The organism is Thalassospira sp. GB04J01, assembly GCF_000751115.1.
GTDB lineage: Bacteria > Pseudomonadota > Alphaproteobacteria > Rhodospirillales > Thalassospiraceae > Thalassospira > Thalassospira lucentensis.
Window position 1 is genome coordinate 290,124 of sequence record NZ_CCDX020000015.1, and the last position, 12,617, is coordinate 302,740.

The window sequence follows — 12,617 nt, forward strand, 5'->3', positions numbered from 1 at the left end:
TGTCGACTTATACCTGTATGAGATGAAATTCAACTATAAGCATTTTTTCATGTTATCGAGACAATGCGGAAATAACTTGATCTCGGTCAATCAATCCCACCCGATTGTCATCTCGATCCATTACTGAAATGGTCTGTCCGGTTTTGAGTGATATGCTCACGATATCCTCAAGCCGTGTGTCGTCGCGAATGACAGGCGCATTACTGTCATCCTCAGATCGGTCTGACCCGGGTGTTAAACGCTGCATGACGCTTCGGGCCCGCAGCACACGCCCCCGGTTCACATCACGGGTAAAGTCTTGCACGTAATCATCGGCGGGATGAAGGATGATTTCCTCGGGTCGTCCGACTTGTACCAGTTTGCCATCTTTCAAAATTGCGATCCGGTCGCCGAGTTTAAGTGCCTCGTCTAGATCATGGGTAATAAACACAATGGTTTTATGAAGCTCTGCCTGAAGCTTCATCAACTCGTCTTGCATGTCGCTGCGAATAAGCGGATCAAGGGCCGAGAAAGCCTCGTCCATCAAAAGAACTTCCGGGTCGGTCGCAAGCGCGCGCGCAAGACCAACACGCTGTTGCATGCCTCCTGACAGCTGATCGGGGAATTTGGCTTCGTATCCGGCAAGTCCAACTCGCTCAATCCATTTTGATGCGGCGGCCTCACGGGATTTACGATCTGTACCCTGAATTTCGAGGCCATAGGCAACGTTATCCATCACATTGCGATGGGGCAACAATCCAAACCTCTGAAACACCATGCCAAGCCGTTTGCGCCGAAACGCATTCAAGGCCGGAATATCCATCGCAAGGATATCCTCACCGCCAAAAGAAACGCTTCCCGCCGTTGGGTCAATCAGGCGGTTTAAGTGTCGGATCAGGGTTGATTTCCCCGACCCGGAAAGACCCATGACGACAAAGGTTTCCCCCTGTTCAATCGACAGGGAAACATCATGCAGGCCAACCGTATGGCCTGTTTTGGCAAGGATTTCATCCTTATCAGAACCGGCCCTTGCCAGTTCAAGTGCCCCCTCGGGATCAGGGCCAAAGATTTTGAAAATATTGCGGATTTCGATGTAGCTCATCACACGTCCTCCGCATGGCTGCGTTGTGATCGTTTGCCATAAGCCTGTCCGATCCGGTCAAACACAACCGCCAGCAACACAATCGCAATTCCGGCTTCCATGCCGGCCCCAACGTCCAAACGTTGAATGCCCATCAATACTTGCTCGCCAAGGCCACGTGCCCCAATCATCGATGCGATCACGACCATTGAAATCGACATCATCGTGGTTTGATTGATCCCGGCCATGATATTGGGAAGCGCTAATGGCAACTGTACGCCAAACAGGATTTGTTTGCGGCTGGCGCCAAACGAGCGCGATGCTTCGAGAACTTCCTGATCGACAAGGCGAATGCCCAAATCGGTTAGTCGGATGACCGGTGGTGCGGCATAAATAACCGTGGCCAGAATGGCCGGAACCTTGCCCAAGCCAAACAGCATTAGGGCAGGGATCAGGTACACAAAGCTCGGCATGGTTTGCATGGTATCAAGCACGGGCAACATGATGGCCCTTAGGCGGTTTGACATCGCCATGGCAATGCCGACCGGTACCCCAATAATCACTGAAAGCGACGTGGCAACAATCATAAGGGCCAAGGTCTGCATCGCCTTGTCCCAAAGGCCAAGTGTGCCAATGGCAAACATCGCAATCACAAGGCCTGTCGCCAGTTTCCAGTTCTTGCTGGCATGCCACGTGATCGCGGCAATCGCAATCAGGACAACCCACCACGGGGCGCCGCGCAAAACTTGTTCTAGCGCGACCAGCACCGTTAGCAGGCTATCGGCAAAGGCCTCAAACGCCGCACCATAATTGATCACCAGCCAATCAACGAACTGATTGACCCATTTGCCCAACGGCACATTCAACTGTTCTGGAAACATGATGGCGCTTTGCCCGATTTGCTCAATAAATCAACGAGCGGAAGAGCCTAACAAGATCAATCTCGTAACACACGGTTAAAATGACCCGAGCACGGTGCTCCTGCCAGACGCTCCTGACATTCAGACCCTAGTGAAGCGTTGGGGAATGCAAATCTGCAATCAAGAGGCAGAAAGCGAATTTATCGAAATAATTTTAATTGATATCTGTGTGGCAATTCCCACGTCCAAACTTGTTTGTATTCATTGATGAATGCAGCCCACCTGTCGAACGTTGAAATGATCCGGGAGAGTATGATGTCACTGAAATTGGTAACGATAACGACGGCATGCGCACTAACACTTATGTCGTTTGTTAGTGTAGGTACCGTGCATGCCAATGAATATGAGGCCGAATTGAAAAGCTTCGCCGAGGACGTCAAAGGGTGGATCGGTGATCCGGTGGTGATTGATGCGGTCAAGATGCAGAACGAAAAGAATGCGTCACTCGGCCAGGCCGACATTGACGAGCTGGACAAACAGTGGCGGGCAGAAACATCCGCTGCAAGTCAGCCCATGATCGATGAGGTTCTTGGTCGTGATCTGTCGAGCTTCCTGAAACAGAAATCCGAAGAATCCGAAGGCCTGATTACTGAAATATTCGTCATGGATAACAAGGGCCTGAACGTCGGGCAAAGTGGCATCACCAGTGACTACTGGCAGGGTGATGAAGCCAAATGGCAAGAAACATACAGTGCCGGAAAAGATGCCATTCATCTTGGCGATGTCGAACTTGATGAATCGACCCAGACCTATCAGTCGCAATTAAGTCTTCCGGTGGTTGATGCCGCTGATGGCAGCGTCATCGGGGCGGTCACAGTCGGCATTAACGTCGAACTCTTGCAATAGAACCCTGATCAAAACAAATGCCGGATGGATATGCCCATGTCTCATCCGGCATATAAATTTTGCAATATGACCGGAGTGATGAGATGAGCCTGGCAGCGCAAAGTTCCAGTATCCCGGACTTTAAAAAAAGCGGGTGGTCGATCCGGGGGAAGTTGTTGGCAGTGGTCGCTGCCGTCGTGACAGTGGCGTTTTTGGCAGTGATCTATCTGGGGATCGCGTTCTCTGTTGACTCGGCCCGTACAAAACTGTCTGAAAGCAACCGGGTCGTTACGAACCTGATTGCCTCGCAGATTGGTGGCGCGGTCAAATTTCGCAAGGAAGATGCGATTGTTGCCAGCTTCGGCTCATTGATCGAAAATAGTGACAGTGGTCTGGCATCTGCGATTGTGTTTGATATTGCGGGCGAAGAAATAACCAGATTTCTCCAGCCTGATGAAGCCGCCCCTGACGTCGCAGAAGTTCAAAAAATGGTTGCTGCTGTGCTCGCCGGTGGCGCGCCGCAGGAAAAAATGATCGCCGGAAAGCAAGTTGTTGCATCGCCATCGTTTTTTGGTAAATCGGATGCGCCCAACGGTGTGATTGTATCGGGCTGGGGGTTTGATGCCCTTGAAGCGGACATGCGTGATAACGCATTTCGCCTTGCCGCAATTGCCTTTGTACTACTGGCGGTACTGTTGATTGTGCTGGTTGTTATCATTCAAAAGATCGTGGCAAGCCCCTTACAGTTGATGTCCGGGGTCATGACCGATCTTGCCGATGGTCATCTTGAGGTTGATATTCCGGCCTCAGGCCGCGGAGATGAAATCGGTGAAATGGCGCACGCGCTTAGTATTTTTAAGGCCAATGCCATTCGGGTCGAGCATATGCGTAAAGAACGCGATGAACTCGAAGAACGCAACCGTTCGGAAAATAAACAGCGGCTTGCAGACACGTCCGTGTCGTTCCGAAACACCATCGGGCAAATTGTCGATAGCGTCCGTAACGCGGCAAGCGCTCTGAGCGGCAATGCGCAAACACTGTTTACAACAACAGATGACTCTCGCCAGAAAACTGAAAAAGTCCTTGAACGGGTCGCAGAGGCGACCGCCGATGTGCGCTCAATCACCGAAGCCGCCGGAACGTTACGCATCGCACTCGAAGAGGTATCTCAGCAGGTGTTTGGCGCACGGGCGGTAATTGAAACGGCAGTTGATCAAACCCGCCACACGGATGAAACGGTCGCGAACCTTTCATCAGAAGCTGAAAAGATTGGCGATGTTGTAAAACTCATTCAGGACATTGCTGAACAAACCAACCTTCTTGCCTTGAACGCAACGATTGAGGCAGCCCGTGCGGGCGACGCTGGCAAGGGCTTTGCCGTTGTGGCCAACGAGGTCAAGACACTGGCAAACCAAACCGCCAAGGCGACGGAGGACATCACCCGTCAGATTGCATCTGTCCAGTCCATTTCGGGACAAACCGCCGATGCGATTTCCGAAATCCGCGAATGTATAGATCAGGTGCAGAGCGTTTCAATCGAGATTTCAAACGCGGTTGAACGGCAATCAAGTGCAGCAAACGATATCACAACAACAATTGAACACGCCGATACCACCATCCACCGGGTGAGCCGCGATATCGAAGACGTCTCAAGCTCAATCCATCACGCCAGCGAAATCACCGAAGAGGTCCGTCGGTCTTCGTCTGACTTAACCGGCGAGGCGGATCGCCTGCACCAAAATGCCAACAAGTTTATTGAAAACATTCACTAAACCTGTGTGAAAGGCAAAAGGGCCCGTGACGAACACCTCAGATAAGTCAAACACCCCGCAAGATGTCTCCTGCGGGGTGTTTAGTGATTGGCGATCAGGTTAAATCCTGATCGCGGTAGTCAATTGGATTACTTCGCCGCAGCGCGGGCTTCTTCGAGCCAGCCGTCGAAGGTTGCGCGATGGCCTTTGATCCAGGCATCGGCATGACGTGCGATGTCTTCGGCGGATTTTTCACCGTCGCGCATGGCAAGGTTTTCAGCCGAGATATCATTGGCCGACAGTTCCATGATTGCAAACAGCTTCGCCGCCGCTGGATTTTCATCGGTCCATGCTTTGTTGGCGATGATCTGCTGGTTGTTGACCTGGAAACCATAGTTGCTGCCGTCTGGAAGGGCGGTATCGGCATCCTTGTTTTCACCCGGAAGCGATGAGAACGGAACCTGCAACCAGGTCACGTCTTTACCCGGGACCAGAACGCCCGACACCCAATACGGGGTCCATGTGTAATACAGGACCGATTCACCGGCTTTGTAACGGGTGATCGTATCGGCGATGATGGCCGAATAGGAACCCTGATTGTGGGTAACGGTGTCGCGCAGGCCATAGGCATCAAGGTGGTTTTCAATCACACCTTCACAGCCCCAGCCCGGGTTGCAGCCCGAAAGGTCGGCTTTGCCATCGTCATTGGTATCAAACAATGCCGCGATTTTCGGGTCTTTAAGCTGTTCGATATTGGTAATGTTATATTCATCAGCCGTTTTTTTATCGATCAGATAACCCTGAAGCGCCCCCGGTGAATAAACACCTTCGCGATAGATTTTTTCAACACCGCCGGCGGCCTTGTAGAAATCGGCATGCAGCGGATTCCAGTGATCGGCCATAAAGGTCGCATCACCATTGCCAATGGCAACATGGCCAGCCGCATATTCGATTTCCTGGATGTCTTTAACGTCGTAACCAAGCTCTTCAAGAGCCTTCATAACCACAACGGTCTGAAAGGTTTCTTCAGCGATGGAGCTTTTAAGCGGCTGAACTTCAACGCCTTCACCCGGCATCATGTTGTCAGCAAACGCAGTGCCGGTCATCAGCATTGAGCCGGTAACGGCAATAGCAGCACCCGCAGAAAGTTTCTTCAGGAACGTCATGAACTTCTCCTTGTTGATAGATTGAGGTCGTATTGGTTGACCCCGTTCTCCAAACTGACGGAACCGCAAAAGGTTCCGCCCGCTATCTCGTTTATGTGTATTATTTTTTGCCCAGAACTGATCGCACAAGTGCCGCAGGACCAGCTTCATACCAGTGCCGTGTGCCTTTGGACCGCTGGTCCTTGCCCAGCGCCTGGGTCATGCGATCGAGAACGATGGCCAGCAGAACAATGCCAACCCCGCCAATCGTTGCCAGCCCCATATCAAGTCGGCCAATACCGCGCAGAACCATCTGACCAAGACCGCCAACCGCAATCATCGATGCAATCACAACCATCGAAAGGGCAAGCATCAGGGTTTGGTTGACGCCGGCCATGATGGTCGGCATCGCAAGCGGCAACTGCACACGAAACAGAAGCTGTTTCGGGCTGGCCCCAAATGAACGGGCGGCTTCAACCAGATCGCTTGGGACCTGACGGATGCCAAGGATGGTCAGGCGGATCAGGGGTGGCAGGGCAAAGATAATGGTCACCACAACACCCGGCACATTGCCGATACCAAACAGCATCACAATCGGCACCAGATAAACAAACGCCGGGGTGGTCTGCATTGCATCAAGGATTGGACGGACTGCATTCGATGCACGTTCGTTACGCGCCAGCCAAATGCCAGTCGGAAGACCAATCACAATACAGAAAAATACCGATGTCAGAACAAGCGACAATGTCACCATTGCTTCCGACCATGCGCCAATAAGGCCAACAACAATCATGGAAATCATGGTGCCAATGGCAAGGCGGCGTCCGGCCAGTTGCCATGCAATCAGTGCCATAACAATGATGACGATGATGGCTGGTGTTGCCTGAAGTCCGGTTTCAACGCCGGTCAGAACCGCATCAATTGGCCAGCGGATGGCCTGGAAAACACTGCGGAAGTGCGTGACAATCCAATCAAGACCATCATTGACCCAGCCATCCAGCGGGATCACGGCATCCTGAAAGGGATGCAGGATATCAAAATGCTTTTCCGGGGCAGGGGCGGCATTAGACAACCAATCGGTTGATGATGCCGCGTCGCCAGTGCCGCCGCCCGGACCAGATGGGGCCGCGGTGCCAGTAGCGCCACCCGGGCCAGATGCACCAGTTGATGCAGCCCCTGATGCGCTATCAGTACGTTCGGTAGTGGCGTTGGTCTGGCCCCAAGGATTACTGTTATCAGCCATTGGTGCCATCTCCTTCACGGTCGAGTGTTGCCAGCAGGTTGGCTTTCTTGATCACGCCCATATATTTTCCGTCATCACCAACAACAGGCACACCGCACGGGGCGTGCGCTACAGTTCCGATCAGTTCGGAAAGCTGTGTGTCATGGGAAACCGGTTCAACACCGGGTAAAAAGGCGGCTGAAAGTTTATCCGCGCCCGATTTAATGGCGGCATCAAGGGTATCGATCGAAATCACACCGTGGAAATCAAGCTTGTCGCCAACGATATAGGCGTATTCGCGGTCTTCCTTATTCAAACGGCTGAGCGCGGTTTTAAGGCCAACACCTTCGCGTTCGATCACGGTGACTTCGCGTTTTGACGCAATGTCCTTTGCGCTGAGGATGGTGGAAACATCAACCCCGCGGAAAAACGATTTGACATAATCATTGGCCGGATTGTTCAGAATTTCTTCTGGAGTGCCGACCTGAACGACAATGCCGCCTTCCATAATTGCGATACGATCACCGATCCGCATGGCTTCATCAAGATCGTGCGAGATAAAGATGATCGTGCGTTTATGTTCGCGCTGAAGGGTCAGGAGTTCATCCTGCATTTCCGTACGGATCAAAGGGTCCAGTGCGGAAAAGGCTTCATCCATCAACATCACAGCCGGATCATTGGCCAACGCACGCGCAAGGCCAACACGTTGCTGCATGCCGCCCGACAGTTCATCGGGATATGAATTGGCATGTGCGGGAAGGCCAACTTGCTCAAGTGCGACAAGGGCGCGTTTGTGGCGCTCTTTTTCATCCATACCCGCCAGCTCAAGACCAAACGATGCATTATCGATGACCGAAAGATGCGGCATCAGGGCAAAGGATTGAAACACCATCGCCATGTCGCGGCGGCGCAGGTCGCGCAATTCTTCGTCGGACATCGCGGCAATATCAACGCCATCATATAAAACCTGACCCGATGTCGGTTCAATCAGGCGGTTCAATAGTCGCACAAGGGTCGATTTTCCCGAGCCAGACAGCCCCATGACGACAAATATTTCACCTTGTTTGACGGTGAAGTTTGCCCCGCAAACACCAACGGTCTGTCCAGTTTTGTCAAAGATTTCGTCTTTGTCGACCCCGTCATTGATCATTTGCATTGCCTGATCAGGACGGTCGCCAAAGACTTTATAAAGGTCTTTTACAACGATTTTTTCGGTCATGAGTCCTTGTCGATTTTTGGCGACAAACAACGCACATCACGCAGGCAAACAGCCTTTGCGCGGCAAACATCGTTCATCAGTCTGTTTTTATGTCGATGGTGGCATAAGAGGCCAAAAGCCCCGCAGGTTTCCCCAAGCCATGTCTGAATTTGTCGGCAGATGGTTACAGGTCAAAACATTTGATGTCAAATTATAATCACGTTACGCTTCCGACGATTGGGGAACGAGGAGACGTGGTGTTATGGTTGAAAAACAACAAAAAAAGCGGGAATTTCTGGATGTTCTTGTTGCGTTGCGGCAGATTATCCGGGCAACAGACCTTCATTCAAAATATGTTATGAAAGTTTGTGGTCTTACTGTTCCGCAGCTTGTTGTTCTACTCGCGATTGAGGAGCTCGGAGCTGTGACGGTGCGGCAGATTTCCCACCACGTGTCGCTCAGCCAAGCAACGGTAACGACAATCCTGAACCGGCTTGAAACCCGTGATTTCATCAAGCGCACGCGCAATGCCACGGACAAACGCGTTGTGAACAGTTGTCTGACCGATAAGGGGCGTGAAATTCTTGTGGATACGCCGCCCTTGATGGACGGGCACTTCATGCGCCGCTATCAGATGCTTGATGTCGCCAAGCGCGGAGAAATTCTTGAGACACTTCAGCATGTCGCACACCTGATGGCGTCCGATGACGTCGACACCTGCCCATCGGTCAGTGATGATGAACTTGATCCGATATTATCGTCATTCCCAATCCATCTTGAACCCAGCCAAGATCGATGAACGCGCAAATAGTGTGATCAAAAGCTGACAAGGCGCAGATATTTCACTGCGCCTTGTTTGGAAAGTCTATTGGTATCAAGGGCCTTAAAGCGCGCTTTCAACCTTTTGCGCAACACTTTCAGGAACCCATGATTTCCAGATATCAGGTTTCTGTTTCAGGAAATAACGCGCAGCCCCATCTGGCTTTTCATCATTTTCCTGCATGTAGGCCAGCATTTCAGAAACCAGCGCATTGCTTGTTTCATAGTTGGTCAGGAACGTGATCAGATTGGGGGCTGCTTCCTTGAAATCATTATTCACACCCACTGTTACCGTGCTTTGCGGATAGGCTGTTGCTTTGGTCGGTGTGGCATCGGTTTTCAGCGCATCAAAGATTTCCTTGTCATACGCCGGTTCTTCAAGACGATAGCTGTCATAAAGACCCATCACCCACGTCGGCCCCCAGTAGTAATAAAGGGCTGGCTTGCCGCGTTTGTGTGCCGATGCGATGGCGGCTGAAAGTGCCGCCCCGGTACCAGGACGGAAATTGGTGAAGCTGTCATCAAGGCCATAGGCCGCAAGCTTACCCGAATTGACCTTTTCACAGACCCAGCCCGACGGGCAGTTGTAAAAACGTCCTTTTCCGGGTTCTTCAGCATCAGCAAACAGGTCGGTGTATTTGGGCAGATCATCGACCGATTTCAGATCAGGGGCCATCGGTTCGATACCACGTTCGGCATCGCCTTCAATAACATAGCGCGGGACAAACCAGCCTTCAACGGCGTCATCGAAATTAACCCCGATTTGGCTGACATTCCCGGCGGCCTCGGCCTTTTTCCAGGCGTCAGCAACATTGTCGCGCCAGATTTCCATGACGACATCAACATCGCCCTTGCCAGCCCCTGTCAAGAGCGGGATGACATCGCCGGGCAGGGCATCGGTTTTACAGCCGTAGCCTTTTTCTATGATGAAACGGGCCACGGCATTATGGAACAGGGCGCTGTCATAGTTCAGTCCGGCGAACATCACCGGCCGATCTATTTCACAGGATGCGTCCTGTGCCTGTGCTGTGGTTGCGAATGTGGTAAATGCGAGGCCAGCGGCCATCAACATTGCGGCTCCGGTAGGCAGGGTGTTCATCCTTCTGTCCCTTCGTTGTTGCGGTCCGGAATCGCATCAAATGCAATGTCTTGCAGGTTCGTGCCGTGATCTCGCGGGTTCAAACCAGACCTTGCCCCTGATACAGGTGATGTGAGTTTAACCGTGGGTTCAAAAGTCATGCAACCCTGCGCATTGGTATTTATCGCAAAGAATGCCGGACACGGTTTGAATGATCATCGCAGAAGGCTCCTGACATTCATGGCAGGAGCTGTCAGTGGAATGCATTTTTATGTGGCGATAATTCCGTGAGTTTAACGGGTTTTATCGTTATGTTGGGCAAAACAAACCTGTGGGGCCTGTCATGATGCATACCAGTCTGTTCGTCTTTGATATCGAAACCGTTCCCGATATCGACGTCTTGCCGCAATTGACAGGTGAAACCGCCCCGGACCCGGAAACCGGGCGCAAGATGCTTGAAGACTATCACCTTGAAATCACCAATGGACGCAATGGCTTTCCCCGTCAGCCGTTTCACAAGGTTGTCGCCATCAGTTTTCTACGCGCCACCATCCAGCGCGATGACAATCTTGAAATGTACGAAATCGAAGAACTGCGGTCGGGCGGTGATCTAACATCCGAGGAAAAGGATTTGGTCAACGGGTTCTTTGCCTATTGCGGGAAACTGTTCCCGCGTCTTGTCAGTTTCAATGGGCGGGGGTTTGATCTACCGGTTTTAAAATACCGCGCGATGAAGCACGGTGTGACGGCGCGCTGGCTGCATCAATCGACCAACAAGTGGGAAAACTATACCTCGCGTTATGCACCGAACTGGCATTGTGACCTGGCCGAAGTTCTGTCTGATTACGGGGCATCGGCGCGAACCAAAATGAACGAAGTCTGTGCCGCCCTTGATCTGCCGGGGAAAACCGGGGTCGATGGCAGTAAGGTGTCGGGCATGTTCGACAACGGCGAGATTGACGGCATTCGACGCTATTGCGAAACCGATGTGCTCAACACCTATCTTTTGTATTTGCGTCATGCGCTGCATACCGGGCTAACCGACCATGACAGCTATAACCATGCGATCAATCTAACAGTGTCGTGGCTTGAAGAACGCGCTGGTGATATTCCTGCCTATCAGGAATTCCTTGATGGATGGCGCGCATCAAGCGGTGGATCATTTAATGTTCTGTGATTACATCAGCCCGATTTGAGACAGTCTGATCAGCCTTTCCAAACTTATACGCTGTTCTGTGTATTAAGTGAAAAAGTTCACGTTCCCGGGTTGAATGAGCAGTTTCTTGTTGAAATTATTGGTGATGAGACTTAATTGCAGCAGGTGACTGCAACTGAGTTGCAGCCTCAAAGATCAGATACAAGGCAATTGAACTTCAAAAGGGAACGGTCTGATGGAAATCGGGAAACTTATCGGCGGTGCAGTCTTTGGCGCAGCAGCATTTGGTGCGGTGGCGGCATCCGCACAGGAAGTGAATGTTTATTCTTTGCGCCAGGCATTTTTAGTCGAACCATTGTTTGAAAAATTCACGGAGCAGAGTGGCGTAAAGGTCAATGTGATCTTTGCGGAAAAAGGTCTGGTTGAACGTATCAAGCAGGAAGGTGCCAACAGCCCGGCCGATATCCTGATGACAGTTGATATCAGCCGTATTCAGCAGGCGGTCGATGCCGGTGTCACCGAAGCCGTTTCGAACGACACCCTTGCTGCCAATATTCCGGCACATCTGCGTGACCCCGAAGGGCACTGGTTTGCCCTGACCCAGCGTGGTCGTGCGATCTATGCCTCCAAGGACCGGGTTGCAGAAGGCGAAATCACATCCTACGAAGATCTTGCCGATCCGAAATGGGAAGGCCGCATATGTACCCGTTCGGGCACCCATGTTTACAACGTTGCCTTGTTTGCTTCGATGATTGCCGTTCACGGTGAAGAAAAAGCCAAGACATGGCTTGAAGGCCTGAAATCAAACCTTGCACGCAAACCGCAGGGCAATGACCGCGCACAGGTCAAGGCGATCAAGGAAGGCGAATGTGATCTTGCCATTGGTAATACGTATTACTATGGCAAGATGCTTGAGAATGAAGAACAGCGTCCGTGGGCGGAAGCGGTCAATATCGTCTTCCCCAATCAGGACGGTCGCGGCATGTCGATGAATATTTCCGGCATGAGTCTGATCAAGGGTGCCCCTAATCAGGAGAATGCGGTCAAGCTGATGGAGTTCCTAAGCGACGACGTGGCACAGAAAATCTATGCCGAGGTAAATTACGAGTATCCTGTCAAATCGGGTGTCGAGTGGGCCGAAAACGTTAAATCATGGGGCACGTTCAAAGCTGATACCGTATCATTGGCCGAGATTGCCCGTCTAACGCCCGCGGCGATCAAGATGGTCGACGAAATCGGGTACAACGAATAGTCAGACAATTTGAGACTGCGTTGTTTTGCAAAGGGGATGGTCATATGCCATCCCCTTTCTACGTTCGTGATCACGTTATTTTGACAGAGTTTCGGCACGTGAGCATTGCTCATATGTGGTTTTGGGACTTGCAAAATGGGGGGCGAGGTCGTTAATTTCGGCCAAAGCAAATACAAATCATTCCTAATTGC

General features: G+C 51.7%; 11 protein-coding genes. 5 read left to right on the forward strand and 6 right to left on the reverse strand.

Annotated elements, in window-relative coordinates; translation table 11 throughout:
• Positions 1 to 52: 52 nt before the first annotated feature.
• Together AMM48_RS17125 and AMM48_RS17130 are read right to left on the reverse strand one after the other, a co-directional pair.
• On the reverse strand, positions 53 to 1,081 hold the full coding sequence (locus AMM48_RS17125) for a glycine betaine/L-proline ABC transporter ATP-binding protein (RefSeq protein ID WP_102785023.1): 1,029 nt from the start codon (positions 1,079 to 1,081) through the stop codon (positions 53 to 55).
• Positions 1,081 to 1,941 carry a proline/glycine betaine ABC transporter permease gene (locus tag AMM48_RS17130; RefSeq protein WP_102785024.1) on the reverse strand — a complete coding sequence of 287 codons (861 nt, stop codon included), beginning with the start codon at positions 1,939 to 1,941 and terminating at the stop codon, positions 1,081 to 1,083. The genes AMM48_RS17125 and AMM48_RS17130 overlap by 1 nt, the downstream gene beginning before the upstream one ends.
• Positions 1,942 to 2,235: 294 nt before the next feature.
• On the opposite strand from AMM48_RS17130, the gene AMM48_RS17135 reads away from it, so the two are divergent.
• Both AMM48_RS17135 and AMM48_RS17140 read left to right on the forward strand, forming a co-directional pair.
• Positions 2,236 to 2,826 (forward strand): PDC sensor domain-containing protein, encoded by a 591-nt coding sequence (locus tag AMM48_RS17135; protein WP_198413550.1) that lies wholly within the window; start codon positions 2,236 to 2,238, stop codon positions 2,824 to 2,826.
• A gap of 83 nt (positions 2,827 to 2,909) precedes the next feature.
• A complete protein-coding gene (locus AMM48_RS17140; protein WP_102785025.1) occupies positions 2,910 to 4,577 on the forward strand; it encodes a HAMP domain-containing methyl-accepting chemotaxis protein in 1,668 nt (555 codons plus the stop codon).
• Between the two features lie 128 nt (positions 4,578 to 4,705).
• Here the strand turns inward: AMM48_RS17140 and proX are convergent, their stop codons facing one another.
• From proX to proV, 3 genes are all read right to left on the reverse strand, one after another.
• Entirely contained in the window at positions 4,706 to 5,722 is a 1,017-nt protein-coding gene (proX, locus tag AMM48_RS17145; protein WP_102785026.1) for a glycine betaine/L-proline ABC transporter substrate-binding protein ProX, read from the reverse strand.
• 100 nt (positions 5,723 to 5,822) lie between these two features.
• On the reverse strand, positions 5,823 to 6,944 hold the full coding sequence (proW, locus tag AMM48_RS17150) for a glycine betaine/L-proline ABC transporter permease ProW (RefSeq protein WP_102785027.1): 1,122 nt from the start codon (positions 6,942 to 6,944) through the stop codon (positions 5,823 to 5,825).
• Positions 6,937 to 8,142, reverse strand: a complete 1,206-nt coding sequence (proV, locus tag AMM48_RS17155; RefSeq protein WP_102785028.1) for a glycine betaine/L-proline ABC transporter ATP-binding protein ProV — start codon at positions 8,140 to 8,142, stop codon at positions 6,937 to 6,939. The genes proW and proV overlap by 8 nt, the downstream gene beginning before the upstream one ends.
• Positions 8,143 to 8,383: 241 nt before the next feature.
• Between proV and AMM48_RS17160 the strand changes: the two genes are divergently transcribed.
• The gene (locus tag AMM48_RS17160) at positions 8,384 to 8,920 is read left to right on the forward strand and encodes a MarR family transcriptional regulator (RefSeq protein WP_022730624.1); all 537 of its coding nucleotides are present in this window, start codon (positions 8,384 to 8,386) and stop codon (positions 8,918 to 8,920) included.
• Between the two features lie 84 nt (positions 8,921 to 9,004).
• On the opposite strand, the gene AMM48_RS17165 is transcribed toward AMM48_RS17160, so the two are convergent.
• The gene (locus AMM48_RS17165; protein ID WP_101300188.1) at positions 9,005 to 10,039 is read right to left on the reverse strand and encodes an ABC transporter substrate-binding protein; all 1,035 of its coding nucleotides are present in this window, start codon (positions 10,037 to 10,039) and stop codon (positions 9,005 to 9,007) included.
• Between the two features lie 322 nt (positions 10,040 to 10,361).
• On the opposite strand from AMM48_RS17165, the gene AMM48_RS17170 reads away from it, so the two are divergent.
• Entirely contained in the window at positions 10,362 to 11,195 is an 834-nt protein-coding gene (locus AMM48_RS17170) for a 3'-5' exonuclease (RefSeq protein ID WP_198413551.1), read from the forward strand.
• A 214-nt stretch (positions 11,196 to 11,409) separates the two neighbouring features.
• Complete coding sequence (locus AMM48_RS17175; RefSeq protein ID WP_102785029.1) at positions 11,410 to 12,426, forward strand: Fe(3+) ABC transporter substrate-binding protein; 1,017 nt, start codon at positions 11,410 to 11,412, stop codon at positions 12,424 to 12,426.
• Positions 12,427 to 12,617 lie beyond the last annotated feature (191 nt).

Coding starts and splice junctions, on each gene's coding strand:
- AMM48_RS17170 (WP_198413551.1), top strand. CDS start 10,362: ATGATGCATACCAGTCTGTTCGTCTTTGATATCGAAACCGTTCCCGAT.
- proV (WP_102785028.1), bottom strand. CDS start 8,142: ATGACCGAAAAAATCGTTGTAAAAGACCTTTATAAAGTCTTTGGCGAC.
- AMM48_RS17135 (WP_198413550.1), top strand. CDS start 2,236: ATGTCACTGAAATTGGTAACGATAACGACGGCATGCGCACTAACACTT.
- AMM48_RS17140 (WP_102785025.1), top strand. CDS start 2,910: ATGAGCCTGGCAGCGCAAAGTTCCAGTATCCCGGACTTTAAAAAAAGC.
- AMM48_RS17165 (WP_101300188.1), bottom strand. CDS start 10,039: ATGAACACCCTGCCTACCGGAGCCGCAATGTTGATGGCCGCTGGCCTC.
- proW (WP_102785027.1), bottom strand. CDS start 6,944: ATGGCTGATAACAGTAATCCTTGGGGCCAGACCAACGCCACTACCGAA.
- AMM48_RS17160 (WP_022730624.1), top strand. CDS start 8,384: ATGGTTGAAAAACAACAAAAAAAGCGGGAATTTCTGGATGTTCTTGTT.
- proX (WP_102785026.1), bottom strand. CDS start 5,722: ATGACGTTCCTGAAGAAACTTTCTGCGGGTGCTGCTATTGCCGTTACC.
- AMM48_RS17130 (WP_102785024.1), bottom strand. CDS start 1,941: ATGTTTCCAGAACAGTTGAATGTGCCGTTGGGCAAATGGGTCAATCAG.
- AMM48_RS17125 (WP_102785023.1), bottom strand. CDS start 1,081: ATGAGCTACATCGAAATCCGCAATATTTTCAAAATCTTTGGCCCTGAT.
- AMM48_RS17175 (WP_102785029.1), top strand. CDS start 11,410: ATGGAAATCGGGAAACTTATCGGCGGTGCAGTCTTTGGCGCAGCAGCA.